Here is a 22,347-nt window from a genome sequence, read left to right on the forward strand (position 1 = left end):
GCTCCACCAGGAAAAGGACCAGTACCGCCCTGGCGGTTCATCCGGGCGGGACAGGTCAGTTTCTTGGTTGTTCCAGGGTGTTTATGCCATGTGGGTGCGTGCGTGCGAGCGGTACCTGGCCAGTACAATGCCGTCCGAAGGTTGCGCCGGAAGCTCCACCCCGCCGATGCCCCAGTCCGGGAACGCGCCGGCGAGGACCGCGGCGGCCTGGCGGGCGGCGCCGTCGGCCACATATTCGCCGGGCGCGGGGACAACAGCCGGCAGCCCGAGCAGCTGACTGGCAGCCTGCTGCACGGCCGGCGACTGGGCTCCACCGCCGATCAGGATGAGACGCCGGGCATCAACGGCCTGCGCCTGCAGGGCGGCGAGGCCGTCAGCGAGAGAGCAGACCACGCCCTCGACGGCGGCGCGTGCCAGGTTCGCTGGGGTGTAGTTCGCCCGGGTGATGCCGTGCAGGGATCCGGTGGCACCGGGCAGGTTGGGCGTCCGCTCGCCGTCGAAATAAGGGACCAGGGTCAGGCCCCCTGCGCCGGCGGGGGCTGCCAAGGCGAGTTCGTTGAAGTCGTCCAGGCTGACGTCCAGCAGGGCCGCCGTGGCGTCGAACACGCGGGTTGCGTTCAGCGTGCAGGCGAGCGGCAGGTAGTGGCCTGTGGCATCGGCGAATCCCGCCACCAGCCCGGACGCGTCAGCTGCCGGAGTTGAGGAGACGGCGAACACTGTTCCCGAGGTGCCCAGGGACAGGACCACGTCACCCACTCCCGCCCCGACACCCAGTGCCGCGGCTGCGTTGTCACCGGCTCCGGGGCCGATCAGGGCGCCCTCCGGCGTCTTGCCCGCGATATCCAGCGGGCCGACGACGGCGGGAAGCACTGGAAGATGGCCGAGGGCCTCCCGCAGGGCGTCGGCAAGGTATTCACCCGTGGAAGCGGAGTAGTACCCTGTTCCGGAGGCATCGGAGCGGTCGGTACGGAGTGCCGCCAGCCCCGCCTCGCCGGTGCCGGGGCCGAAGCCGGCCAGCCGCCAGGATAGCCAGTCATGCGGGAGGCAGACCGCGGCCACCCGGGCTGCGTTCTCCGGTTCGTTCTCCGCCAGCCAGCGCAGCTTGGTCAGCGTCAGCGAGGCGACGGGCACGGTTCCCGTGGTGGCCACCCATTGCCTGGCGCCCGCTGCCGGGTCGCCGTTTCCGGCGTCAAGGATGATGTCGACGGCGGCCTTTGCCGAGCGCGTGTCGTTCCACAGCAGCGCAGGCCTGACCACATGGCCGTTGCTGTCGAGGCAGACCATGCCGTGCTGCTGTCCGCCGACGGAGATTGCGCTGACATCCGCCAGCCCTCCGGCCTGGGTGATTGCCTGCTGCAGTGCGTCCCACCACGCATCAGGATGGACCTCTGTGCCGTCGGGGTGGGCCGCCCGGCCCTGCCCGACCAAGGCGCCGGTGTCCGCATCCCGGATCACCACTTTGCAGGACTGGGTGGAGCTGTCGATGCCGGCTACGAGCGCCATGGGTGAACTTTCTCTGAAGTCCGCCGCCGGGTGCAGGACCCGGCTGCGGAAACGGTTCAGCGGCAGATTGCTGGTTGTGCTGCTGTTCTATTCAAGTGCTTTTGCAAGACTGCTGCCAGGCAGGACGGTCAGCGGGCGTTCAGAAGGTGCTCGATGGCCAGCTGGTTGAGCCGCACAAAGGCGAAGGAACGATCTCCGGCGGAGTCGGCGTCGAAGTTCTCGAAAGCAGCCGTGTCCGCGAGCAGGTCGCCGGCTGTTTCGCCGGCCGAGAGCGTGGATTCGCCGAGCTCGAACACCCCGGAAGCTGCCAGGGCTTCCTGGACTGCGGGGTCGGCGCGGAAGGCAAGCGCCCGTTCCTTGAGCAGCAGGTACATGGACATGTTGGACTTGGCGGATTCCCAGACGCCGTCGTAGCCGTCGGTGCGTGAGGGCTTGTAGTCGAAGTGGCGCGGGCCCTCGTACTTCGGTCCGCCGTTGGGGAAGCCGTTTTCGAGCAGATCCACGGTGAAGAAGGCGCTGGTGAGATCGCCATGGCCGAACACCAGGTCCTGGTCGTACTTGATGCCACGCTGGCCGTTGAGGTCGATGTGGAAGAGCTTGCCTGCCCACAAAGCCTGGGCGATGCCATGGGTGAAGTTCAGTCCGGCCATCTGCTCGTGGCCGGTTTCGGGGTTGAGCCCCACGATGTCGCCGTGTTCGAGCTGGGCGATGAACGCCAGGCCGTGACCGACGGTGGGGAGGAAGATATCGCCGCGGGGTTCGTTGGGCTTGGGCTCCAGGGCGATGCGGAGGTTATAGCCCTTTTCCTTGATGTAGGCGGCGGCGGTGTCCACGCCCTCCTTCATCCGGTCCAGGGCGGCGGACAGGTCCTTGGAGCCATCGTATTCGCTGCCTTCGCGGCCGCCCCACATCACGAAGGTCTCGGCGCCGAATTCGGCGGCGGAGTCGATGTTGCGCAGCACCTTGCTCAGGGCAAAGCGGCGGATCGAGCGGTCGTTGGAGGTGAAGCCGCCGTCCTTGAAGACGGGGTGGCTGAACAGGTTGGTGGTGACCATGGGGACCTTGAGCCCGGTTTCCTGCAGGGCGGTCCGGAAGTTCTTCAGGATCAGTTCGCGCTCCGAAACCGTGGCGTCGAAGGGAACAAGGTCGTTGTCGTGGAAGGTGATGCCGTAGGCGCCGAGTTCGCTGAGTTTGTGCACGGCTTCCACGGGATCCAAGGGCTTGCGGGTGGCTACGCCGAAGGGATCAGCTCCGGTCCAGCCAACGGTCCAGAGGCCGAAGGTGAACTTATCGCCGGGTGTGGGCGTGAGTGTCATGATGCGTCCTTGCAGTCGTGGGGCGTTGTGAAGTCGTCAGGCACGTGAAGTCGCCGGAATCCGGCACTTAGTTTATCGCTTGAACTATATAAGCCGGGATGAGCTAAGGTCAATAGGGAACGGGCACTCAAAACGCCCGGACTTCACCCGGAGGAGGCCGGCATGGCGAATTCAACCGCTGCTACCGGTACGCCCGACCCGGTGGCGCCCGGCAGCATGGGCGACGTCCGCAGGAGCAACCTGGCCCTCGTTCTCGGACGGATTGCCCGGTCCGCGCACGGCACACACCTGACCCGTGCCCAGGTGGCCGCAGCCACCGGTCTGACCAAAGCCTCGGTGTCCAGCCTTGTGCTGGACCTGCTGGATGCCGGACTCATCAGGGAAATCGGGTTGAATCCCCAAGGTGAGCGCGGGCGTCCCGGGGTTGGCGTGGAGCTGAACCCCGCCCGCGCCGTGATGGGCATGGAGATCAATGTGGATTACATTGCTGCCGGCCTGACCGACCTTTCCGGGACTCTCCTGCTGCAGGAAACGCGGGAGCGTGACAACCGGAACAGTGCTGCCGGTCCCGTCGTGGCCTCCCTTGCCGCGCTGGCGGCGGAACTCCGCGGCGCTGGCGAGGCGCAGGGCATCCAGGTGCTGGGCGGGGGCCTGGCTGTTCCCGGACTAGTTGAGGACAGAACCGGGACGGTGATCATGGCGCCCAACCTCGGATGGAATTCGGAAACCCTGGATCTTGGATCGCTGCTTCCCGGGGTGCCGTTGGGCACAACGCTTTTCAACGAAGCCAACGCCGCGGCGCTGGCGGAGCTGCGCTACCGGCCAGCGGGCGCGGCTGATTTCGTTTTTGTTTCAGGTGAAGTGGGTGTCGGCGGCGGCCTGGTGATCGGTTCGGAGCTCTTCGCAGGGCCGGACGGGCACGCCGGTGAGTTGGGACACATCGTGGTGCAGCCGGAGGGCTCGGTATGCTCCTGCGGCGGCACCGGATGCCTGGAAACAGTGGCGGGACAGGACGCAATTTTCACCGCCGCCGGAATCATCGGAGATTCCAGAGCCACCGGAGAAGCGCTGCCTGAATCCGCCGGAGAGCCTCCGGGAACCTCAAAGTCTGAAAGCCTGGCGCGGCTTCTGGCCGCGCTCGCGGCCGGGGACGACGGCGCCGCCACCGCTGTTGCACGGGCGGGGCATTACCTGGGGGTGGCCGTGGCTTCCACGGCCAGGCTGCTGAACATTTCCTCGGTTGTGCTGGGCGGCCACTTTGCGATCCTGGGCGAATGGCTCCGACCCGCCCTCACAGAGAGCCTGGCAAGGTACGCGCCGGGAAAGGTGCCGCCGGAAAACATCAGCCTGTCCTCGGTGGGGGAGGCGGGGGCACTCCTGGGCGCCGCCGGCAGTGTTGTCCGCTCACTCGTGGAGGCCCCGCACCGGCTCCGTCCCTAGCCAGTTGAGGACTTGCCCGGCCACACTTGGCTGAGGCCGGCCAACCAAGATGCTCCGTGCTGGAGTGCCGCCACCCTGTTGGTGGTGCTTTCGGGTCCTGGCCCGGATAGCCTGTCCATGGGGAGGGCCATTTCGGCACATCCCAGACGTCCGAGGGTGCGGCGGCTTTGGTAACCATTAATGCTTGGGGCCGAAATGGCAAACTTAACCACGCCTGTAGATCACTTCGGTTCCTACCGGGAGTTGGCCGAGGCCGTGCCCGACGCTTTGCTGGTGATCGACCAAGCCGGGGTCATCACATTCGTTAATGCCCATACGGAACGGCTCTTTGGTTATCCACGGAGCCAGCTACTTGGCAGACATTATGAAATGCTGCTTCCAGCGCGGTTCAAGGGCCACACTGAGGCCATCCGCGAGCGCTTTGCCACCAATCCGGCGATCCGCCGGGCAGGGACGGACATGGAGTTGTTCGGCCGTTACCGTGACGGCACTGAGTTTCCTATCGAGACGAGCTTCGCTCCGCTCGGCGTCGGACCCGGTATGGAAATAGTTGCGTCCATCCGTGATGTGAGTGAACGCGGCCGCATCGACACGGAACTCCGTGATGCCCTGTCGCTGCTCAGCGCCACCTTGGAATCCACCGCGGATGGCATTCTGGTGGTGACGGCGGGTGGGCGAATTGCCGGTTCCAACGAACGGTTCGCCATTCTCTGGGGCATCCCGGCGGAGCTCATGGCCTCCCACGACGACGGGAGAGTGATGGCGTTTGTCCTGGATCAGCTGGCCAATCCGGACAGCTTCGTGGACAAAGTGCGTGAACTGTACGCCGATCCAGGCGCTGAAAGCCTGGACATACTGAACTTCCATGACGGGCGCACCTTCGAACGGTACTCCCGGCCCCAACGTGTCGGGGAAGAGATTGTCGGGCGGGTTTGGAGTTTCCGTGACGTGACGTCCCGCTGCCGCGCGCAGGACCAGGCGCGGGAGGCACTCGCGCAGCTGGAAGGCCTGGGCGCCATTGTTGAATCCTCAGCGGACGCGATCATTGGCAAGACGCCCGAGGGCCTGATTACCAGTTGGAACCCCGGAGCCGAACGGCTGTACGGATATGTTGCGGCCGAAGTGATAGGCCAAGACGTTCGAATCCTCATTCCGGATCATCACCGCCAGGCTGAGGACGCAGTGCTGGCCGCGATCATGGACGGCGGGGAGGCTCGCAGCTTTGAGACGGACCGGCTGCGGAAAGACGGGTCCATCGTGCCCGTGTCCTTGACAATGTCCCCCATCCGCAGTGAACACGGGGTCCGCGGGATCGCGACGATCGGGCAGGACATCACCGCGCGACGGGCCGCTGAAGCCGACCTGCTGGCCGCCCGTGAGGCGGCGTTGGAATCGAGCCGGTTGAAGTCAGAGTTCCTGGCGACGATGAGCCATGAGATCCGGACGCCGATGAACGGCGTTATCGGCCTGACGGCGCTGCTGCTGGACACACCGCTCGATGAGACGCAGCGCAAATACGCCGAAGGAGTTCAGACGGCGGCCGGGGCCCTCCTCAACCTGATCAACGACATCCTGGATTTCTCGAAGTTGGAGGCCGGGAAAGTTGATCTGGATGTAACGTCCTTTGATCCGCGGCACCTGGTGGCGGAAATTGCCACGTTCCTCTCCGAAGACGCGCAGCGCAAGGGCCTGGAGCTGATTGCGTACTGCTGGCCCGACGTACCCTTGCGGCTGGCCGGTGACGCTGGCCGGATCCGGCAGATCCTGTTGAACCTGGCCTCGAACGCCGTGAAGTTCACTGCGTCCGGGGAGGTCGCCATCCGGGTGAACCTATTGGGAGAGGACGCAGGAACGGCGTTGGTGCGGTTCGAGGTCCGCGATACCGGAATCGGTATCCATGCCGCGGATCATCTGCGCCTGTTCGATTCGTTTTCCCAGGCAGATGCTTCCACCACGCGCCGGTATGGCGGAACCGGCCTGGGCCTGGCGATTTGCCGGCGCCTGACCTCAGCTATGGGCGGGGAGATCGGTTTGAGCAGCGCCCCGGGTGAGGGCAGCACCTTCTGGTTCGCGATCCAGCTGCCAGTGGCTGAAGTCCTTGCGGGGCTCCCGGAGCAAGTGGTTTCCGGTCCGCTGGCCGGGCTGCGGGTGCTGGTGGTGGATGACAACGCCACCCACCGGCTCGTGCTGGAATCACAGCTGACAGCCTGGAGACTGAGGCCGGAGGCCGTCGCCGACGCGCTCACTGCCCTGGCCCGGTCCCGGGCCGGGGCAGCGGCCGGGCGACCCTACGACATCGCCGTGATTGATATGTGTATGCCGGACATGGGCGGATTGGAGCTTGCGCACGAGCTCAGCGCCGACCCCGACCTGCGGGGTATCCGGCTCATGTTGCTGACGTCATCCCAGGTCGCAAAGTCCGATCTGGCCGCGGCAGGCATCCGCGAAAGGCTGACCAAACCCGTGCGGGGTTCAGAACTCCATGACGGGCTCGTGCGCCTGATGGAAGGCACCGCTGAGGCCGTCCTGACGCCGGCAGCGGCCAGGCCCGCCCTCCCGGACCCCAACCCTTTCACCGTCGAGGAGATCAATACCCTGCTCCATGGCGGGATCTACCGGAAGACCCGGGTCATGGTCGCCCTTCACTACTACCTCGGGTTACGCGTTTCGGAGATCGCGGCCGTGAACGGCTCTGACATCGACTGGGAAGCCCGGACCCTCAAGACCATAGGCAAGGGCCGCAAAGAAGCGACCCTGCCCGTCCCTGCCGCCGTCTGGCCACTGTTCCACCAGATGCCCCGGACCGGCTACTGGTTCCCCAACCGGACCGCGAACCGTCTGCACGCTGCAGGGCATGGGCACATCATGGGTAACTCCGTCTCGGGCCTGATCGGGGAAGCGATCAGGCGGGCCGGCCTCAAGCACCGGCCCCACGAGCTCCGCGCTTCCCTGGCCACCGAGACGCACGAGGCCGGCGTCAGTGACTTCGGTCCAGCGCAGCATGCGGCACTCCAACATGGACACCACCACGATGTACCTGAAGCTCAGGCCTGAGGGCATCCACCACGGCTTCGACCTCCTGCCGGCCATCACCATCCCCGAGCGCTCCGGCCGGCGGCGCGTTGCACCTCCCGACGCCGAGCCCCTCGCCGCCTGACGTCGTCCCCAAGGGAATGACAAAAGGGCCGGACATCTGATTATCACCATGATGTCCGGCCCTTACGCGTGTGCCCCAGGAGGGAATCGAACCCCCGACCCGAAGATTAGAAGGCTTCTGCTCTATCCCCTGAGCTACTGGGGCTGGGCGCAATCCAGTGTAGCCCCGCCCTCAGCAGCCCCAAAATATATGGTTCGACCAGTGACAGTGGCAGAGTACTGCCATGTTTGGACGCATGGAAGAAAATGCCGACTTTACCGTCGCGATGATTGGTTTCTTGGGCGTCCTGTTGGGCGGCATAATCCAGACTGGGTTCGCCTGGCGAAAAGCAAGAAACGACGAAGCGCAGGATGCGGGCCCCAGGGTGACCGATTTCCAACACAGAGCCCGCGTGTACCTGATTCACTTGGCCAAGATCGCACGCATGCAGTCCTCGGGCGACCTGCAGAAGGAGCGCAAAGAAGTATCGGACGTCCTTCAGCAGGAGATGAGCTTACGATATCGCGCTGCGGTTGACGCTGGTCTGGCCCTCGCAAGCATCCCGGACTCGCGAGTTGCCTTGCGTGCTCGCCAAGTTACGGGCCTAATCGAAAAGCTTGCCGACCTCCATGACGGATTGTTCGGAACTCCCCCACGACAGTGGCCGCCGTCAGGGGATCTGCCACGCTTTATAGAGGAATTGCTGGATATGGTCGCGCCCGCGATATGGGAACTTCGCTTTTAGGTTTCGTAGCCTGGCGACTGTAAGAAAAGGAAACCCCTTACCCGAATGGCTTCCCAAATGGGTTCTGCATTTGCCCTGGTGGCACCACCGGTAGTAGAACTGATCGCGCCCCGATCAGAGTGCGGGCTTCCCCCAAGCCGCCTCCGCAATTGGTGGAGTGCGGAGAGCCTGATGAAATTTGCATCCGGTGATGCGGTCCGACAGAAGATGTCGAGGACGTTTCAGGCTTTGTACAGCAGCCCGGCGGGTAGATCCCAGCCAGCGGGGGTAGACCTTGAGGTATGGCATATGAGGAGCATAGGTGTCAGTGCTGTGGGGAGCTGGCCGAGACGTTGTTTTGCGAGGACTGCGAGCGGCATGCGGATGCAGACGCGAAAGAGGGCGCCCGCCCACGTTCGTGGGCGGGCGCTAAAGGTGGAGCGGTGAAACTCATCGGCGTGATCCGCTCCAAGGAGCCTTCTCAGTAGTCCCGAACCGAGCAGGTGTCGAGGGCGCCGACAATGGAGTACTCGGTACTCGTGTGGGGTTCCATTTCTGGGTGATTGAATGTGAGTGCCGGCGAGGAGAGACCTTTGGAGACCAGAGGTTTCCCCCAGCCCTCGCCGGCACTCAACACTTAACGACGAAAGAGCCCGCCCACCGAAGTGGGCGGGCGCTTTGATTCCTACTGTTCGATCGTCCGTGGAGTCTTGTCCTCTGGAGCGAGGATAGGCAAGTACTCTCGGAGCCAGGTGTTGACGCCTGGGATGGCCAGGATGCGTGTCACGAAGGCCGTGAGCACGGCCGTGGCCACGAGGACGCCGTTGAGTGCGGGGAACACCCAGACCGGCAGGTATACCTAGGGCTCGAGCGTTTCGATGACCACTGCGAGGACGAGGTTTAGGAGCGGGATGAGAGCGGCGAACGCGGCGAGCGTCCGGGCCACAGCCGAGCGCGGGTTGCGCTCCTGGGTGGAGAGAGCGACGTGATCAGCCACGGGTCAGCCCTCCTTGATGTTGACGGTTGTGGTCTTCTCAATTGTGTCAATGGACTCCTGCACACCCGCAGCCGCACCAGCCTTTGATGCCGCATATGCCGTCTTCTCGATGCCGGCGAGCAGTTTGGCTTCGTCGAACTTCTCGCCTCCGGCCACCGCGTTGAGCGCACTGACAAGGTTCTGTGTGATGGCGGTCTGGGCGGCAACCTCCGCGCGGAGCGGGACGATCTGCTGCCGGACGATCCGGTCGGTCATGGCCCCCAACGTGGTGCCCGCGTACTCACCGGCCGAGTTCGTTGTTGTGGATCATGGGCATGCCGGGACCGCCCCAGACTGCCTCGTTGATCTGCCGCTTAGTGTCTGCGTCAAGTGCCATTTCGTACCACTCCTTGCTGATGGTTCCTTGTGGGATGATGCCGCCGCCGACAGCGGCCGCGTAGGTAGCCAGGAAAAGACCCCAGTCGAAGTTCTGGCCCGGGTCGTACCGTGTTCCCGGCTTGGTCTCGCCGTGCCCATAAAATCCCGGCTTGGTGCCGGCGATGGCCTCCGCCGCGGTGATGCGCCGGGCCGGGGGCGGGCTGTCGAGCAGCCCGGCCGCGATGGCGTCCAGCACGAGCTCCGCGGCCGCGATGCCCATGTTGCGGACGATGCCAGCGGCGCGTTCCGGGGTGAGGTCGCGCCAGCGGGCCGCGTTCATGGCACCACTAACGGACATGGCGTGGACGTTGTTGGTGATGTCCGCCCACGCTGCGTACCTGGGGCGGACCAGTTTGATGCGGGTGTCCCAGTCGGCCAGTGCGTGGTAGCTGCCGTGGTTGGTGCGGACGCCGATATAGCGGGCGGTGTTCTCGGCGCTCGGATCGGAACCCGCGGGGAAGACGCCGGACTCGGTTGTGTGGACCCCAATCACACCGGAGACTCTGTTGCGGGGCCATCCGTACTGCGCCAGGTTGGTGTTGGGGTGGTCTTCCAGGTAGTAGCTCATGGATTCCTCACTGGTCTAGGTCTTTGGGCCACTCGATTGGAACGCCGCCAAGGTCATGGACTTGGCCGCGGAGTTTGTGGATGTATGCCCGGTACTGGGAGAACTGGGAATGCACAGATTTCTTGAAGTCCTCGAAGTCTTTGCGGAGCTTGTCGATATCGGCCTTGGCTTGGTTTTTCTCTTCCTGGATGTCTTGCAGGAGGGTGCTCTGCTGGGTGAAGACCTGCCCGGAGCCCGTCAAGTGATTCGCTTCAACCTGTGACTTGCGGTTCCAGCGGGCGGCAATGACGCCCGCCGTCGGTGCCAGGACGAGGGCGATCGCGGGCATTCAGTCCCGCAGAAAATCAGTCATCAGATTTCGCTTCCCCCGGCGCCTCGATGACTTCCGGGTGCGACTTTCCGTGATTGAGCATCCTTGCAATCCCCGCCGCACTCAGCGCCATCCCCGCCAGGATGACAGCGAACAGGAAGGCCGTATTGTCGTTGCCGTTTGGGAGGACCGGGACGCGGCCGAAGTAGTCGATGTAGGACAGCGCCCAGATGGAGAGCATCCCGGTCAACATCCCGAGCGCCCTCGAGGGTCAACCTTGAACGCCGCCGCTATCAGCATGAACCCGGTGATGAACCAGAGCGCACCCCAGAGCGGGAGAGGCATGATGCGCAGGACGAGGTCCAGCCCTGCGCTCGGCGTGGTTTTCAGGACGCCAATGTAGGCGAACCCGAAGCACAGGCAGATGATGCCCTTACCGAGCATGATGGTCCCGCGTGGCCCGTAGACCTTCGGGAGCGTGTCAAGTGCGTAACGCCTGGCCTTACACAGCCATCCACTTTTCAATAGCTTTCGGGCGCGGTCAATCATGGCTTGCTTTCATGTGGGCGCCTCCTCGGCATTTGGGCACAAAAAAGGCACCCGGTGAGGGGTGCCTTTCATATTCAGAGTGCTGCGTTTATTTGTTCCCGCATCCAGTGGTAGGCGGGGTCTGCATAGTGGTAGGAGCCCGGCCCCCATTTGTGCGTGAGGGAAGAGACTGCCAGATGCTCCGGGATCCGCGCCGCTCGAAGCCCCAGGGTGCGGAGGTGGTCGTAGTAGCGGAGGTAGAGTGTGTTCGCTTCCGCTGCGGGGATGCCCCGGAATGTTGTGACGTCTTCGCCGGTGTCTGTGAGCGTCGCCCATGGTGTTTCGATCACCAGGACTTTGTTCGTGAGGTTACCGGCGGACAGGTTCCGCATCAGCTGGCGAACTGCCCGCTGCCACAGATTGAAGTGACGGTCGGTGCCGAAGGCGATCTGCTTCGGCTTTAGATCCCCGAGCCTGCCACTGGTGCGCAATTCGCGGGAGTTTGTCACGTAGCTGCCATCCGCCAGGGCAAGGACCCCGAGCCGTTCACTCAGGAGATCCATCAGGACCAGGTCAGCGTCAGCTGCCCGCCTCCGCAGTTTCGGTAACAGCGTGGATTTGATGTCCCCGTCCAATGACCGGTTCTGGAACGCGGAGGCCAGGGTTCCGGTCCCGAGTAGATCCGTGCCGGCAGACGCGGCACTGATCAGTGACTGCCGGGCTACGTAGTCGAGGAGTGTGTGCCCTTCGAGGTGCTCGAACGCATCCCTTGTGACGCAACCCCCATAAATGAAAATATTCCCCATGCGATGATCCTAGCGGCCGGGGAAACCTTTCACTTAATCACTCCTGGTTCCGGTCCTCGGGCGCCAGCCTTTCCCGTGGCGTTTCGGCGCAGATCGCGCAGATCCCGGTCGGGATGAACGGGTCGATATCCACGTGAGTTGGCTGGCCGTTGTCGTCGAGTTCGTGCGTCATCATGGGATGCACCCTACTGCCGTGCCAGGCAGAGTGGTCGGCCAGGTGTCGTTCGTGGACCACGCCACGGCGGCGTTGAATACGTCATCTGCCAGGAGCGACAAGAACTCCGGGTTAGGCCCTGCCAATCGAAACCTTCGGGCATCCTCACTGCTCCAGTACGGCGCTGTGGCATAGAACCGGTAAGAAGGGGCCGAAATCCGGAAGGGATGAAGTTGGCGTAACTAGCGTTCCCTGCCACCCCCGGAATCAACGCCTGGAAGTTGCACTCTACGAGGTTGCCCAGCCGCCGCAGGCCGCCGCCGAGGTCGATTTCAGCTTCCCCTGTTGACGCCGCGTCCGACCAAGTATTTATTCTTCGCATAATCTGCGCCTTTCCTTAGATGCTTTGCAGCCGAACGTCGGTGATCTCCACGGCCCCGCCGGAGACGCGGCCCACGGCGGCGGTCAGGGCGCCGGACAGGTTCGCTGGGATCACCAAGGGCTTACGGACTTCAACCCACGCCGTGGAGGCGGCCAGTGTGTGATCCTTCGTGGCGCTGATCCCCGTCCCGGTGACACTAGCGCGGACCACCGCTCCGGCCGCAGCCCTCACCCGGTACACGAGTTCGCGCGCCCCGCCGAGGTACGCTTCCTTGCGGGCGAAAGACAGTGTCTGCGTCAGCGGCGTCCCTGTCGTCGTGGTCGCGAAGGTGATTTCCCCGAGATCACAACGGACCAGCCCGTAGTGTCCGCCCATGACGTGAAGGTGCTCTTGAACGAGCCGTTAGCGATCAGGTTTTGCCGCTGTTCGCTGCCCCGGTCAGCGATCAGCAACCCTGACGGCATGAGCACCTCAAGCTGCCGGGAATCGCGCAGGGATGCGATGTTCGCGAACACGCTTTCCACATCAGCGGCGGTCATGTACCCGGTCGTGTCCACGTAGACGGGGTGGAGCATCAACTGGACGCCCATCTGCGCGTCGATAGCACCCCGGATCACACCATCCACCCATGCGGGGGTCTGCGCGTCGGTGGTGGTGTGGACCATGCCCTATCTCGAGCCCGCCCCGGAGCTCCCGGTACAGGCCGGGAACGTAGCCGCTCACCACCGCATGGTGGGAAAGGGCAAGTTGTCCGGCCTCGGTGTTGTAATGCTCCTCCGGTGTCGAGTACCCCGAATATCCCATGTACCCGTCCGGGGCCACACCGGGCGGATTCCACGTCTCAACGGCCAGTTGCGGCATTCCGGACTGTAGCTCGGTCAGTGAATTCACGATCTGATCCACTAATGCGGATGTTGTCGCGTCACCGTGGTCGGCGCCGTGGTTCGCTACCTCGCCGCCGTCGTTGACCGCCCACCCCTGCAACTCCGTGAAGCTCGACAGGTTCGTGCTGTCGGCCAGGTTGCGGGGGTTGACCGCTGGGACCACGGCAGATTTTACTTGCGCAGCAGTGGCAGGATCTTCGTTTCGAAGTTCGCCAATCCATGGGTAAACCTGAGGGCCACCACGGCGATGCCGTCGGTGCCGATCAGACCACCCTGCGGTGCCGGAACGCTTCAATCAGCAGTGTCCGACGGAACGGCGGACCCCCGGCAGCGATGGAATCCGTGACGAGCTTCCGCCACGGCCCCCACGCCTGCGCCGTGGCGGAGCCGGTGGTCCGAAGCCAACTACCCTGCGTGTACGTGTCCACCCTCTGGATCACGACCGCAGCGTTGCGTGGTTGTTGGACGTGATCGTGACGCTGCCGTCCGCGGTGACCCCGCCGGGCATATTCAACAGGGTCGCACCGGTCGACTGAATGGAGTACGCGCACGAAGGTCGTTGACGTCTTCCCGCAGCCCGTCACCCGTGGCAGCGATAAGGTTCGTGGCTTCCACGATCGGCAGGCTATGAGGACTCGTGTACGTGGTCATCAGGATCTTTCAGCGGGTCAGAATTGAACGTTGCGTATGTGTCGGTAGCAGCGAAGAGGAGCCGCCAATGCTCATACGTGAGCGATTCGGGGTGCACTGCCTCGAACTGCGCATAGGTGGTGTAGGTCGTTGCGGCACTGATGATCCGAACGCCCAAGTGATTGGGTGTAGGAGTCTTCGGCGCTGTTCTTATGGACACCACAAGGGCAGTCAGGGTGACCCCGAGGAGCTTCGGAGAGCTGATCGTAATCACGTCCCCGAGCTGCCGCCTCGGATCATACCGGACCCGCATTCCGGGGATCACAGGCGCCGGCTCTGACACCTGGCCTGCAATGTAGTCGGTGACCCTCAGAATCACCGTCGTGTCCGATTCTCGGGAGAGCCACGGGCCGCAGTCGTGGGCCATCACCGGCGCATATCCCGGCCCGGAGTGGTGGAATTGACGGTTTGCTTTGTCCACCCGGTTTTCCCGAAACCCCGGATCAGCGGGAACGCTTCCTTGAGCCAGCGCGCCCAAATCGTTGTGGACGTGGACGGGTAGCGGAGTTCGAGCTTCCCCCCGGCAACGCACCTGCCGTGTGGACCACTTTCAGCGTGGTAACGCTGATGCGCTCCAGCGTGGAAGTGAGGTAGGCGTCCCCGAGGGCCTCCGTGGTTTCGTCCGCCAACTGTGCGCCCGTCACTGACCCGTGCCCACTATTCGACGGAGCCGACGCACCAGGTGAGCCGAGGACCACATATTCGGGGGAGAGCCCTACCCAGTCTGTGCCTGAGGATGAATCAATAAACTCCGTCTTTACCTGCCCGGATTCCAAAGTTTCGGTAGGCCTAGGTGGGATCCCCTGAGCTACTGGGGCACGTGGTGTCCGGAATCTGAATTCCGGCGCCTCAAAAAGTTTACATGGCCCCGGGTGCCGCCGCTGTCAGGTCCGCACCCGTCCTCCACAGCGCCTGTTTTCGCAACGTTGTGCACATATGCAAACCCACCCCTCGCGGGGGACTGGTATCGCCGCGATGCTGGTTTTGCCTGGAAAGGCATTACCTACGAGACAGGACATGAACATGAACATGGGTGACTTCATTACGGTCCGCGGCTTCGTCGCCACAGACATCACAACATCCACAACGCCCGGGGGCGTCGCCACGGCATCATTCCGGATTGGCTCCACGGGCCGGCGGTACGACCGCTCCTCGGGCGCCTGGGTCGATGGCCACACAAACTGGTTCAGGGTCCAGGGCTATCGTCAGTTGGCCGGAAACCTGGGCTGCAGCATCCGCAAAGGACAGCCTGTCATTGTCGTGGGGCGGCTGAGGATGCGCAGCTGGGAAAAGGATGGCCGGATTTATCATTCTGCTGAAATCGATGCCGAATCCGTGGGCCACGATCTGACCCTTGGCTCGGCCAATTTCATCCGGACGGTCAAGAACAGCCCGCAGACGGCCCCGGATGATGCTCTTCCCGCTGAGGATGGGCCTGAGGCCGCAGGCAGCATTTTCGGGGACCGCGACTTCGCCGAGGAGGACGCCGCGCCGGAGGACGTCATGGTCGAGGACGTGAACGGGGACTACGTCTCCGTGGATACGGAAACCGGGGAACTCGCCGGATCTGCGGCCTGAACCGACCGCGCCGCCCTCCATGCGGCGGCGATCCCCTCCGCCGCGGCATGGCAGAATGGGCGGCATGACGAGCACCAGGGATCACCGGCGGAAAAAATCAGATGCTGCCGGGCCGGGGTCCTCAGCATCCGCCGGTGTCCCGAGGCGCCTGGTTTTCATCGCTGCCGCTGGCTGCATTGCCGTTGCCGCGGCGTTGTCGGCGTGCACCGGCGGGCAGCAGCCCGGGCCGTCGGCATCCAGGGCGGATCCGGGGGCTTCATCGCCAGCCGGTGCGGCGGCACAAACAGCGCCGGCACCGGCTGCCGGTGCTGCACAGGGAACCAGTACCGCCGCTGCCGAGGACCCCGCAACGGCTGCGCTGAAGCAGACCCTCACCGACGCGCTGAACCGGCTGGCCGCCGGCACCCCGAAGCCCGCAACGGCCCAGGTGGCGGAGGCACTGACCGGGGCGGGCATCCCTGCCACAGCCCTGGAAGTCTCCGAAAGCAGCACGCCTACCGGGCTGGAAGCGGACGCCGTCGAAGCTGCCGTGCTGCAGGGCGGCGACTGCGTGGTCGGCCAGATCCGTGACGGCGGCGTCACGGTGACCGTTCTTCCCGTCCTGTCCAGCGGCAAGTGCTTTGTTGGGGCAGCCGCCTGACGGACGAATGTGAGATATACCCGCCAACCCACTAGATTTGGAACCATGGCGGAATTTATCTACACAATGACCAAGGCCCGTAAGGCCGTTGGCGAAAAACTCATTCTTGACGACGTAAGCATGTCCTTCTTTCCGGGCGCCAAAATTGGTGTTGTTGGCCCGAACGGTGCCGGTAAGTCCACCATCCTCAAGATCATGGCCGGGCTGGATACCCCCTCCAACGGTGAGGCCCGGCTCAGCCCTGGCTACAGCGTGGGGATCCTGCTGCAGGAACCGCCGCTGAACGAGGAAAAAACTGTCTTGGGCAACGTCCAGGAAGGCGTTGGTGAGATCTACGGAAAAATCCAGCGCTTCAACGAGATCTCCGAGGAAATGGCCAGCCCGGACGCTGACTACGACCGGCTGCTCGAAGAAATGGGTCACCTGCAGGAGGCCATTGACGCCGCCGATGCCTGGGACCTCGATTCCCAGCTCGAGCAGGCCATGGACGCCCTCCGCTGCCCGCCCGCCGATGCTGACGTCACCCTGCTTTCCGGCGGTGAGCGACGCCGCGTGGCGCTCTGCAAGCTGCTGCTGCAGAAGCCTGACCTGCTGCTGCTCGATGAGCCCACCAACCACCTGGACGCCGAGAGCGTGCTGTGGCTGGAGCAGCACCTCTCCAGCTACGCCGGCGCAGTACTGGCCGTCACCCACGACCGGTACTTCCTTGACCACGTGGCGGAATGGATCGCCGAGGTGGACCGTGGCCACCTGTACCCCTATGAGGGAAACTACTCCACCTACCTGGAGAAGAAGCGGGCGCGCCTGGAGGTCCAGGGCAAGAAGGACGCCAAGCAGGCCAAGCGCCTTACCGAGGAATTGGAATGGGTCCGCTCCAACGCCAAGGGCCGCCAGACCAAGTCCAAGGCACGTCTTGCCCGCTACGAGGAGATGGCCGCCGAGGCGGACCGCACCCGGAAGCTTGACTTCGAAGAGATCCAGATTCCGCCTGGACCGCGCCTGGGCGGAGTGGTCCTGGAAGCGAAGAACCTGCAGAAGGGCTTCGACGACCGTACCCTGATCGATGGGCTCTCGTTCAGCCTTCCGCGGAATGGCATTGTGGGCGTCATCGGCCCCAATGGGGTGGGCAAGTCCACGCTGTTCAAGACCATCGTGGGCATAGAACCCCTCGACGGCGGCGAGCTGAAGATCGGCGACTCCGTCAAGATCTCCTACGCTGACCAGAACCGCGGCGGCATCGATCCCAACAAGACCCTGTGGGAAGTTGTTTCCGACGGCCTGGACTTCATCCAGGTGGGCCACGTGGAAATGCCGTCCCGCGCCTACGTTGCGGCGTTCGGCTTCAAGGGACCGGACCAGCAAAAGAAGGCGGGGGTGCTCTCCGGCGGTGAGCGAAACCGGCTGAACCTGGCCCTGACCCTCAAGCAGGGCGGCAACCTGCTGCTCCTTGACGAACCGACCAACGACCTCGACGTCGAGACCCTCAGCAGCCTGGAAAACGCGCTGCTTGAGTTCCCCGGCTGCGCCGTGGTGGTCTCGCACGACCGCTGGTTCCTGGACCGGGTGGCCACACACATCCTGGCCTACGAAGGCGACGACGAAAACCCGTCCAAGTGGTACTGGTTCGAGGGGAACTTCGAATCCTACGAGGAGAACAAGGTGGAGCGCCTCGGACCGGATGCGGCCAAGCCGCACCGCGTCACGCACCGCCGCCTGACCCGCGACTGATCAAGGGTATATAAAAGGCCGGCACCCCACGCGGGTGCCGGCCTTTTACGTGCGAAGGCAGACGTCAGTCCCGCTCCGCCTTGCGGAGCTGGTGTTCCAGGACCTTGGACTGGAACGCGCCCACCACTTTGTTCTTCAGGTCGGTGGGAACGCGGACCATACCCTCCTGCGCCACGGACGCCACATGCTGACCGGCCCGGTTGAAGATCTTGCCTGTGGCCAGCCCCCGGGCGCCCTGGGCGCTGGGGGATTCCTGCACGTAGAGCAGCCACTCGTCCACCCGGGCGGGCCGGTGCCACCACATGGCGTGGTCAAGGCTGGCCACGTTCATGCCCGGGGTGATCCAGCTCAGCCCGTGCCGGCGCAGGATGGATTCCAGCAGGGTGTAGTCGCTCGCGTACGCCAGGGCTGCACGGTGCAGGTTGGAATCGTCCGGCATGGGACCGAAAGTCTTCATCCACACCGCGTTCCGCGCCTCTCTTTTGCCTTTCGCGGAGACGTAAAGCGGCGGGTCCACGTGCCGGATATCGAACGGCCGCTCATAGGCCCAGTGCTTGGCCACGGGATGGTCGAACTTGCCCAGCAGGTCTGCGGTGCTGGGCAGTGACTCGGGATCGGGGATGCCTTTCGGCATCGCGGATTCGTGTTCGATGCCTTCATCTTCGCCCTGGAAGGACGCGATCATGGACAGGATGGGCACGCCGTCCTGGTAGGCATGGACACGCCGTGCCGAAAAGGAACGGCCGTCGCGCAGCCGCTGGACGCCGAACGTGATGGGCTTGTTGGCGTCACCCGGCCTCAGGAAATACCCGTGCATGGAATGAACAAACCGGTCTGGGTCCACTGTCCTGAACGAAGCGATAAGGGACTGGGCCAGTACCTGGCCGCCGAACACCCGCTGATGCGGCTGCTGCTGTGAGGGACCCAGGAAAATGTCCTCGTCAGTCCTGGCGCCCTCGAGCTCGCCAAGATCCAGGAGTTTGATGAGCGATGAGGTGGGGTCGCCGCTGGGCGGCGCCAGCAATCCGGTTTCGGCTTCAGTCATGGTTCGACTCTAGACGCCGCCCCGGCGCTGCTCAACCGAGGCGAAGCCGGTAGTGTTCATTGTGTGTCTGATCTATTAACCAAGTCCTTCCGGTTCTCGGATCCGCGTGATCTCGCGGATCTGAGAACCTTCGCCCTGCGCGCCAAGGCAATTGACGACGGCGCGATGCGGCTTCAGGCCGCGGGTTCCGTTCTCGCCGCTTACGTCTGCGTGCTGAGGCCCAGGCTGCTGGGCGAAGACACCCCCACCATCCTTGGCCTGCGCACCATGGGACTGGCGGAACCTTCCTCCACGGATGTTACTGTCCCGATTTCGGCGGTCCTGGACCGGCTCGCCCGGGCGGGGGAGGACGACGTCGAACTGGCGGTTCCGCCGTCCACCGTCACCGAGTCCTGGACAGGGGTCAGCGCGCCAAGGTCCGGCTGGGAGCTTGTCAGTTCCGTTCCCGATTCCGAACTGCGGCGGGCCGCCGAAGCGGGCATCACCGAGGTGGCAGGCATTGTGCCGGACAAACCGGGCGCCCTGATCGTGAACAATGCCCGTGCCGCAGTCTGGGGCAGGGCTTTGGATGAATCCGGGGTCCCGGCCGGTGCGGCTTTTGCAGCACTGACCCTGGGCTTCCTCGCCGACGGGGACCAGAACCTCTACCGTGCGGGCCGCTGGTTCCGCCTCACCGGCACACGCGGGCATGTCCTGATGCGGACCGGCAGCGGCCTGGGACTGACCTCAGGCCTCTGACCGGGCCTCAGCCCCCGGACGGGCTGTTCACCATGGACAGTGCCGCACGCTCCATGTAATCCCACAGCGTCGTTTCATACAGCGGGGGCAGCTCAAGTGAATCAACGGCCGCCCGCATATGGAACAGCCAGCGGTCCTTGGCCTCCGGAGTGACCTGGAACGGCATATGGCGCATCCGCAGCCTGGGGTGGCCGCGTTCCTCGCCGTACGTGGTGGGACCGCCCCAGTATTGCTCCAGGAACATCAGGAACCGCCGTTTGGCCGGGGCCAGGTCCTCTTCCGGATACATCGGACGCAGCAACGGATCCGTTGCGACGCCGTCATAGAAAACGTCGATGAGCCGGACGAAGGTCTCGTGGCCTCCCACGGCATCGTAGAAGTTGTCCGTGTAGCCAGGCTGGCTGAAGGGGTCGTTCTGCATCAGCTGGCGCGGCTGCTGGGGCTCGGCAGGTGTGCTCATATTGCTATTCTCCTGCCTTCTGTTCTGTCTTCTTAGTCTCGGTGTTGGTGGCAGGTTCGTGCAGTGCAGATTCAGGGCTGTCGGCCGGGGTATCCGGCACCGGCACGTAGTTGCCCTGTGAACGGTTGCCGACGCGCAGGATCTCGCCGTTGCGCAGGTACCAGATGGCACCGTCCTCTGAACGGACCCGGGTGATGCGCAGCCCCATGGACTCAACAACGCCCACAACTTCGCTGGTTTCGATGACGTCGCCGATCCCGTACTGGTCCTCTATGGTGATGAAAATCCCGGCCAGGAAGTCGCGGATCAGCTGCTGGGCGCCAAAACCGATGGCGATACCCAGGATTCCCACGCTGGTCAGCAGCGGGGCGATGTCGATGTCGAGGTTCTGCAGCACGTACATGCTGGTGATCACGGCCACCAGAACTCCGACGATGCTGTTGAGCAGGGAACCGATGGTTTCCGCCCGCTGCACACGCCGCTCGTGGTCCAACGCCCGAAGTGCAGGAGCAACCCACCTGAAGTGCGGTTTCTTGAAGAAATTGGTACCCGACGCCACGCGCCTGCTGATCCGGGAAATCACGAACGTCGCCACCAGCCATATCGCAACGCCGATGCCGAGGCTGATCACAATGCCTGCGACACTGATTCCGTCGGGTTGGGATGGGAGGGTAGGGGTGATCGACAACGTGCTGAACATACGTGGCTGCTCCTTGGGGATCTCCGGCGACAGCCGGGGATGATGTACGTCAGGTGCGCGGGTTCGCCCAGCGCATAAGACTCTGTCCTCCTTCAAGCCTAGCGTCGTAGCGTGTACACATGCGCATCCTGATCCTGGGCGGAACCGCCTTTCTCTCGACAGAAATCGCCCGGCAGGCCGTCTCCGCCGGGCACGACGTGACGTGCCTGGCCCGCGGTTCCACGGCAGAGCCGCCGGAGGGCGTCCGGTGGCTGAAGGCGGACCGTTCACTTGGCGCGAACAGCTACACAGAGGTATCCGGAGAGTGGGATGCCGTCATTGAGGTGGCCCGTGATCCGGCCTTGGCACGGGATGCCCTGACCAGGCTGGCTGACCACGCGGGCCATTGGACCTTCGTGTCCAACTGCTCGGTCTATGCAGATCACTCAACGCCCCAGGCGGCAGAAGACGCGGACCTCTTGCCGCCCCTGCCGGCCGGGATGGCCTCCACACCCGAGAACTACGGGGAATCGAAGTCAGCCATTGAGCAGGCCACGATGGAGGCTGCCGGCGGGAAAGCCCACCTTTGCCGCGCGGGCCTGATCGGCGGCCCCGGCGACGGAACCGACAGGTACGGCTACTGGCCGGCCAGGTTCGCCCGGGACAACCAGCCGGCCGTGGTCCCTGCGATCACCGGCCATGCCACCCAGGTCATCGATGTCCGTGATTTGGCCGCCTGGATTCTCGACGCTGCGGACCGCGGTGTGACCGGCCCGCTGAACGCCGTGGGGGATCAGGTGCCGTTCGGGGACTATGTCGCGGCGTCCCGGAGTATCGCGGGCTATCAGGGCGAGGTCCTCACGGCACCCGAGGAGTGGCTGGTCAACCATGGGATCGATTACTGGGCGGGGCCCGACTCCCTTCCCCTTTGGCTGCCACCGGGTCATGATGGTTTTTCCGCCAGAAGCAACGGGGCCGCAAGGGTGGCCGGACTGGCGCTGCGGCCCTGGCAGGAAACCCTGAAGGACACGCTCGACGACGAACGCAGCCGCGGTCTCGGCCGCCACCGCAAGGCCGGGCTTGCGCCTGCGACGGAAGCCCGGCTGGCCAGGGAACTGCTCGCCAATCAGCCGGTCAGGCCGTCAGCGTAACGGGGGAGTGCAGCACCGGAAAGTTGACGCTCCGGGCAATAAAGCAGACCTGGTTGGCTTCGTGGTGCATTTGCCCTGCAAGCTCCACGTGGGCCGGGTCCGCCAGCGTTACCCGCGGGTTGAGCGTGACGGTTTCAAACTGCCCGCTGCCATCCCTGTTCAGGCGCATGACGCCGGTGGCATCGTCCTGGTAGTCAGTGACCACCACCCCGTGCCGGACGGCCACGTGCAGGAAGGACAGCATGTGGCACTGGGCGAGGGCGGCCAGGAGCAACTGCTCGGGGTTGTACCGTGACCTGTCCCCGTGGAACGTGGGGTCAGCGGAGCCCTTGAGGACCGGCAACCCGGGGATCTGAATGTCGTGGTCCCGTGCGTAACCGCGATAGGACGACGTCCCGTCTCCCAGATTGCCGGTCCACCGGACCGTCAGCGAATAGTGATGCTCACCGAGGCTCATGTGACCAGCTTAACGG

28 protein-coding genes and 1 tRNA gene are annotated in these 22,347 nt (G+C 64.2%); 9 read left to right on the top strand and 20 right to left on the bottom strand.

Annotation, left to right across the window (positions count from 1 at the left end):
* Positions 1–81: 81 nt before the first annotated feature.
* Together QFZ30_RS07315 and xylA are read right to left on the bottom strand one after the other, a co-directional pair.
* A complete protein-coding gene (locus QFZ30_RS07315; RefSeq protein ID WP_307074832.1) occupies positions 82–1,503 on the bottom strand; it encodes an FGGY family carbohydrate kinase in 1,422 nt (473 codons plus the stop codon).
* A gap of 128 nt (positions 1,504–1,631) precedes the next feature.
* Entirely contained in the window at positions 1,632–2,819 is a 1,188-nt protein-coding gene (gene xylA, locus QFZ30_RS07320; protein WP_307074834.1) for a xylose isomerase, read from the bottom strand.
* A 162-nt stretch (positions 2,820–2,981) separates the two neighbouring features.
* On the opposite strand from xylA, the gene QFZ30_RS07325 reads away from it, so the two are divergent.
* The 3 genes from QFZ30_RS07325 to QFZ30_RS07335 all read left to right on the top strand — a co-directional run bounded on the left by QFZ30_RS07325 (position 2,982) and on the right by QFZ30_RS07335 (position 7,416).
* Positions 2,982–4,259, top strand: coding sequence for an ROK family transcriptional regulator (locus QFZ30_RS07325; RefSeq protein ID WP_307074836.1), 1,278 nt, complete (start codon positions 2,982–2,984; stop codon positions 4,257–4,259).
* A 195-nt stretch (positions 4,260–4,454) separates the two neighbouring features.
* A complete protein-coding gene (locus QFZ30_RS07330) occupies positions 4,455–7,313 on the top strand; it encodes a PAS domain S-box protein (protein WP_307074838.1) in 2,859 nt (952 codons plus the stop codon).
* The gene (locus tag QFZ30_RS07335) at positions 7,276–7,416 is read left to right on the top strand and encodes a hypothetical protein (RefSeq protein ID WP_307074840.1); all 141 of its coding nucleotides are present in this window, start codon (positions 7,276–7,278) and stop codon (positions 7,414–7,416) included. The genes QFZ30_RS07330 and QFZ30_RS07335 overlap by 38 nt, the downstream gene beginning before the upstream one ends.
* A 71-nt stretch (positions 7,417–7,487) precedes the next feature.
* On the opposite strand, the gene QFZ30_RS07340 is transcribed toward QFZ30_RS07335, so the two are convergent.
* Positions 7,488–7,560, bottom strand: a tRNA-Arg gene (locus QFZ30_RS07340).
* Positions 7,561–7,639: 79 nt separating this feature from the next.
* Between QFZ30_RS07340 and QFZ30_RS07345 the strand changes: the two genes are divergently transcribed.
* Positions 7,640–8,140 (top strand): hypothetical protein, encoded by a 501-nt coding sequence (locus QFZ30_RS07345; RefSeq protein WP_307074842.1) that lies wholly within the window; start codon positions 7,640–7,642, stop codon positions 8,138–8,140.
* Between the two features lie 664 nt (positions 8,141–8,804).
* Here the strand turns inward: QFZ30_RS07345 and QFZ30_RS07350 are convergent.
* The 13 genes from QFZ30_RS07350 to QFZ30_RS07410 all read right to left on the bottom strand — a co-directional run bounded on the left by QFZ30_RS07350 (position 8,805) and on the right by QFZ30_RS07410 (position 14,276).
* Positions 8,805–8,960, bottom strand: a complete 156-nt coding sequence (locus QFZ30_RS07350) for a hypothetical protein (protein ID WP_307073722.1) — start codon at positions 8,958–8,960, stop codon at positions 8,805–8,807.
* 18 nt (positions 8,961–8,978) lie between these two features.
* Positions 8,979–9,116 (bottom strand): hypothetical protein, encoded by a 138-nt coding sequence (locus QFZ30_RS07355; RefSeq protein WP_307073723.1) that lies wholly within the window; start codon positions 9,114–9,116, stop codon positions 8,979–8,981.
* 3 nt (positions 9,117–9,119) lie between these two features.
* Positions 9,120–9,371, bottom strand: coding sequence for a hypothetical protein (locus tag QFZ30_RS07360; RefSeq protein WP_307074844.1), 252 nt, complete (start codon positions 9,369–9,371; stop codon positions 9,120–9,122).
* Between the two features lie 25 nt (positions 9,372–9,396).
* The gene (locus QFZ30_RS07365) at positions 9,397–10,101 is read right to left on the bottom strand and encodes a hypothetical protein (protein ID WP_307074845.1); all 705 of its coding nucleotides are present in this window, start codon (positions 10,099–10,101) and stop codon (positions 9,397–9,399) included.
* A 7-nt stretch (positions 10,102–10,108) separates the two neighbouring features.
* Positions 10,109–10,429, bottom strand: coding sequence for a hypothetical protein (locus tag QFZ30_RS07370; protein ID WP_307074846.1), 321 nt, complete (start codon positions 10,427–10,429; stop codon positions 10,109–10,111).
* A gap of 16 nt (positions 10,430–10,445) precedes the next feature.
* Entirely contained in the window at positions 10,446–10,664 is a 219-nt protein-coding gene (locus QFZ30_RS07375) for a hypothetical protein (RefSeq protein WP_307074848.1), read from the bottom strand.
* Entirely contained in the window at positions 10,658–10,855 is a 198-nt protein-coding gene (locus QFZ30_RS07380; RefSeq protein WP_307074849.1) for a hypothetical protein, read from the bottom strand. The genes QFZ30_RS07375 and QFZ30_RS07380 overlap by 7 nt, the downstream gene beginning before the upstream one ends.
* A gap of 179 nt (positions 10,856–11,034) precedes the next feature.
* Positions 11,035–11,745 carry a DUF6270 domain-containing protein gene (locus tag QFZ30_RS07385; RefSeq protein ID WP_307074851.1) on the bottom strand — a complete coding sequence of 237 codons (711 nt, stop codon included), beginning with the start codon at positions 11,743–11,745 and terminating at the stop codon, positions 11,035–11,037.
* Positions 11,746–11,782: 37 nt separating this feature from the next.
* Entirely contained in the window at positions 11,783–11,920 is a 138-nt protein-coding gene (locus QFZ30_RS07390) for a hypothetical protein (protein WP_307074853.1), read from the bottom strand.
* A gap of 376 nt (positions 11,921–12,296) precedes the next feature.
* Positions 12,297–12,656, bottom strand: coding sequence for a hypothetical protein (locus QFZ30_RS07395; RefSeq protein WP_307074855.1), 360 nt, complete (start codon positions 12,654–12,656; stop codon positions 12,297–12,299).
* The gene (locus QFZ30_RS07400; protein ID WP_307074857.1) at positions 12,578–12,898 is read right to left on the bottom strand and encodes a hypothetical protein; all 321 of its coding nucleotides are present in this window, start codon (positions 12,896–12,898) and stop codon (positions 12,578–12,580) included. Before QFZ30_RS07400 ends, QFZ30_RS07395 begins: the two co-directional genes overlap by 79 nt.
* 530 nt (positions 12,899–13,428) lie before the next feature.
* Positions 13,429–13,605: a hypothetical protein gene (locus QFZ30_RS07405; RefSeq protein WP_307074859.1), complete on the bottom strand. Its 177-nt coding sequence runs from the start codon at positions 13,603–13,605 to the stop codon at positions 13,429–13,431.
* A 185-nt stretch (positions 13,606–13,790) separates the two neighbouring features.
* The gene (locus tag QFZ30_RS07410) at positions 13,791–14,276 is read right to left on the bottom strand and encodes a hypothetical protein (protein WP_307074861.1); all 486 of its coding nucleotides are present in this window, start codon (positions 14,274–14,276) and stop codon (positions 13,791–13,793) included.
* A 608-nt stretch (positions 14,277–14,884) separates the two neighbouring features.
* Between QFZ30_RS07410 and QFZ30_RS07415 the strand changes: the two genes are divergently transcribed.
* From QFZ30_RS07415 to ettA, 3 genes are all read left to right on the top strand, one after another.
* Positions 14,885–15,433, top strand: a complete 549-nt coding sequence (locus tag QFZ30_RS07415; protein WP_307080116.1) for a single-stranded DNA-binding protein — start codon at positions 14,885–14,887, stop codon at positions 15,431–15,433.
* A 64-nt stretch (positions 15,434–15,497) separates the two neighbouring features.
* Positions 15,498–16,073, top strand: a complete 576-nt coding sequence (locus QFZ30_RS07420) for a DUF6993 domain-containing protein (RefSeq protein ID WP_307074864.1) — start codon at positions 15,498–15,500, stop codon at positions 16,071–16,073.
* Positions 16,074–16,118: 45 nt separating this feature from the next.
* A complete protein-coding gene (ettA, locus tag QFZ30_RS07425) occupies positions 16,119–17,801 on the top strand; it encodes an energy-dependent translational throttle protein EttA (protein WP_307074866.1) in 1,683 nt (560 codons plus the stop codon).
* Between the two features lie 64 nt (positions 17,802–17,865).
* Here ettA and QFZ30_RS07430 read toward each other — a convergent pair whose 3' ends face one another.
* A complete protein-coding gene (locus QFZ30_RS07430) occupies positions 17,866–18,846 on the bottom strand; it encodes an acyl-CoA thioesterase (RefSeq protein ID WP_307074868.1) in 981 nt (326 codons plus the stop codon).
* Between the two features lie 63 nt (positions 18,847–18,909).
* Between QFZ30_RS07430 and QFZ30_RS07435 the strand changes: the two genes are divergently transcribed.
* Entirely contained in the window at positions 18,910–19,584 is a 675-nt protein-coding gene (locus QFZ30_RS07435) for a hypothetical protein (protein WP_307074870.1), read from the top strand.
* 7 nt (positions 19,585–19,591) lie between these two features.
* Here QFZ30_RS07435 and QFZ30_RS07440 read toward each other — a convergent pair whose 3' ends face one another.
* Together QFZ30_RS07440 and QFZ30_RS07445 are read right to left on the bottom strand one after the other, a co-directional pair.
* Positions 19,592–20,044, bottom strand: coding sequence for a globin (locus tag QFZ30_RS07440; protein WP_307074872.1), 453 nt, complete (start codon positions 20,042–20,044; stop codon positions 19,592–19,594).
* A 4-nt stretch (positions 20,045–20,048) separates the two neighbouring features.
* On the bottom strand, positions 20,049–20,744 hold the full coding sequence (locus QFZ30_RS07445) for a mechanosensitive ion channel family protein (RefSeq protein ID WP_307074874.1): 696 nt from the start codon (positions 20,742–20,744) through the stop codon (positions 20,049–20,051).
* A gap of 119 nt (positions 20,745–20,863) precedes the next feature.
* Here QFZ30_RS07445 and QFZ30_RS07450 point away from each other — a divergent pair, with 119 nt between their 5' ends.
* A complete protein-coding gene (locus QFZ30_RS07450) occupies positions 20,864–21,874 on the top strand; it encodes an epimerase (protein WP_307074876.1) in 1,011 nt (336 codons plus the stop codon).
* On the opposite strand, the gene QFZ30_RS07455 is transcribed toward QFZ30_RS07450, so the two are convergent.
* A complete protein-coding gene (locus tag QFZ30_RS07455; protein ID WP_307074879.1) occupies positions 21,858–22,331 on the bottom strand; it encodes an OsmC family protein in 474 nt (157 codons plus the stop codon). The genes QFZ30_RS07450 and QFZ30_RS07455 overlap by 17 nt on opposite strands.
* Positions 22,332–22,347: the final 16 nt, after the last annotated feature.

It is taken from the genome of Arthrobacter pascens (genome assembly GCF_030815585.1).
Classification (GTDB): Bacteria; Actinomycetota; Actinomycetes; order Actinomycetales; family Micrococcaceae; genus Arthrobacter; species Arthrobacter pascens_A.

Coding starts and splice junctions, on each gene's coding strand:
- QFZ30_RS07395 (WP_307074855.1), bottom strand. CDS start 12,656: ATGGGCGGACACTACGGGCTGGTCCGTTGTGATCTCGGGGAAATCACC.
- QFZ30_RS07335 (WP_307074840.1), top strand. CDS start 7,276: ATGGACACCACCACGATGTACCTGAAGCTCAGGCCTGAGGGCATCCAC.
- QFZ30_RS07380 (WP_307074849.1), bottom strand. CDS start 10,855: ATGCTCGGTAAGGGCATCATCTGCCTGTGCTTCGGGTTCGCCTACATT.
- QFZ30_RS07385 (WP_307074851.1), bottom strand. CDS start 11,745: ATGGGGAATATTTTCATTTATGGGGGTTGCGTCACAAGGGATGCGTTC.
- QFZ30_RS07325 (WP_307074836.1), top strand. CDS start 2,982: ATGGCGAATTCAACCGCTGCTACCGGTACGCCCGACCCGGTGGCGCCC.
- QFZ30_RS07445 (WP_307074874.1), bottom strand. CDS start 20,744: ATGTTCAGCACGTTGTCGATCACCCCTACCCTCCCATCCCAACCCGAC.
- QFZ30_RS07315 (WP_307074832.1), bottom strand. CDS start 1,503: ATGGCGCTCGTAGCCGGCATCGACAGCTCCACCCAGTCCTGCAAAGTG.
- QFZ30_RS07450 (WP_307074876.1), top strand. CDS start 20,864: ATGCGCATCCTGATCCTGGGCGGAACCGCCTTTCTCTCGACAGAAATC.
- QFZ30_RS07360 (WP_307074844.1), bottom strand. CDS start 9,371: ATGACCGACCGGATCGTCCGGCAGCAGATCGTCCCGCTCCGCGCGGAG.
- xylA (WP_307074834.1), bottom strand. CDS start 2,819: ATGACACTCACGCCCACACCCGGCGATAAGTTCACCTTCGGCCTCTGG.
- QFZ30_RS07330 (WP_307074838.1), top strand. CDS start 4,455: ATGGCAAACTTAACCACGCCTGTAGATCACTTCGGTTCCTACCGGGAG.
- ettA (WP_307074866.1), top strand. CDS start 16,119: ATGGCGGAATTTATCTACACAATGACCAAGGCCCGTAAGGCCGTTGGC.
- QFZ30_RS07345 (WP_307074842.1), top strand. CDS start 7,640: ATGTTTGGACGCATGGAAGAAAATGCCGACTTTACCGTCGCGATGATT.
- QFZ30_RS07370 (WP_307074846.1), bottom strand. CDS start 10,429: ATGCCCGCGATCGCCCTCGTCCTGGCACCGACGGCGGGCGTCATTGCC.
- QFZ30_RS07455 (WP_307074879.1), bottom strand. CDS start 22,331: ATGAGCCTCGGTGAGCATCACTATTCGCTGACGGTCCGGTGGACCGGC.
- QFZ30_RS07430 (WP_307074868.1), bottom strand. CDS start 18,846: ATGACTGAAGCCGAAACCGGATTGCTGGCGCCGCCCAGCGGCGACCCC.
- QFZ30_RS07390 (WP_307074853.1), bottom strand. CDS start 11,920: ATGATGACGCACGAACTCGACGACAACGGCCAGCCAACTCACGTGGAT.
- QFZ30_RS07440 (WP_307074872.1), bottom strand. CDS start 20,044: ATGAGCACACCTGCCGAGCCCCAGCAGCCGCGCCAGCTGATGCAGAAC.
- QFZ30_RS07420 (WP_307074864.1), top strand. CDS start 15,498: ATGACGAGCACCAGGGATCACCGGCGGAAAAAATCAGATGCTGCCGGG.
- QFZ30_RS07365 (WP_307074845.1), bottom strand. CDS start 10,101: ATGAGCTACTACCTGGAAGACCACCCCAACACCAACCTGGCGCAGTAC.
- QFZ30_RS07375 (WP_307074848.1), bottom strand. CDS start 10,664: ATGTTGACCGGGATGCTCTCCATCTGGGCGCTGTCCTACATCGACTAC.
- QFZ30_RS07415 (WP_307080116.1), top strand. CDS start 14,885: ATGGGTGACTTCATTACGGTCCGCGGCTTCGTCGCCACAGACATCACA.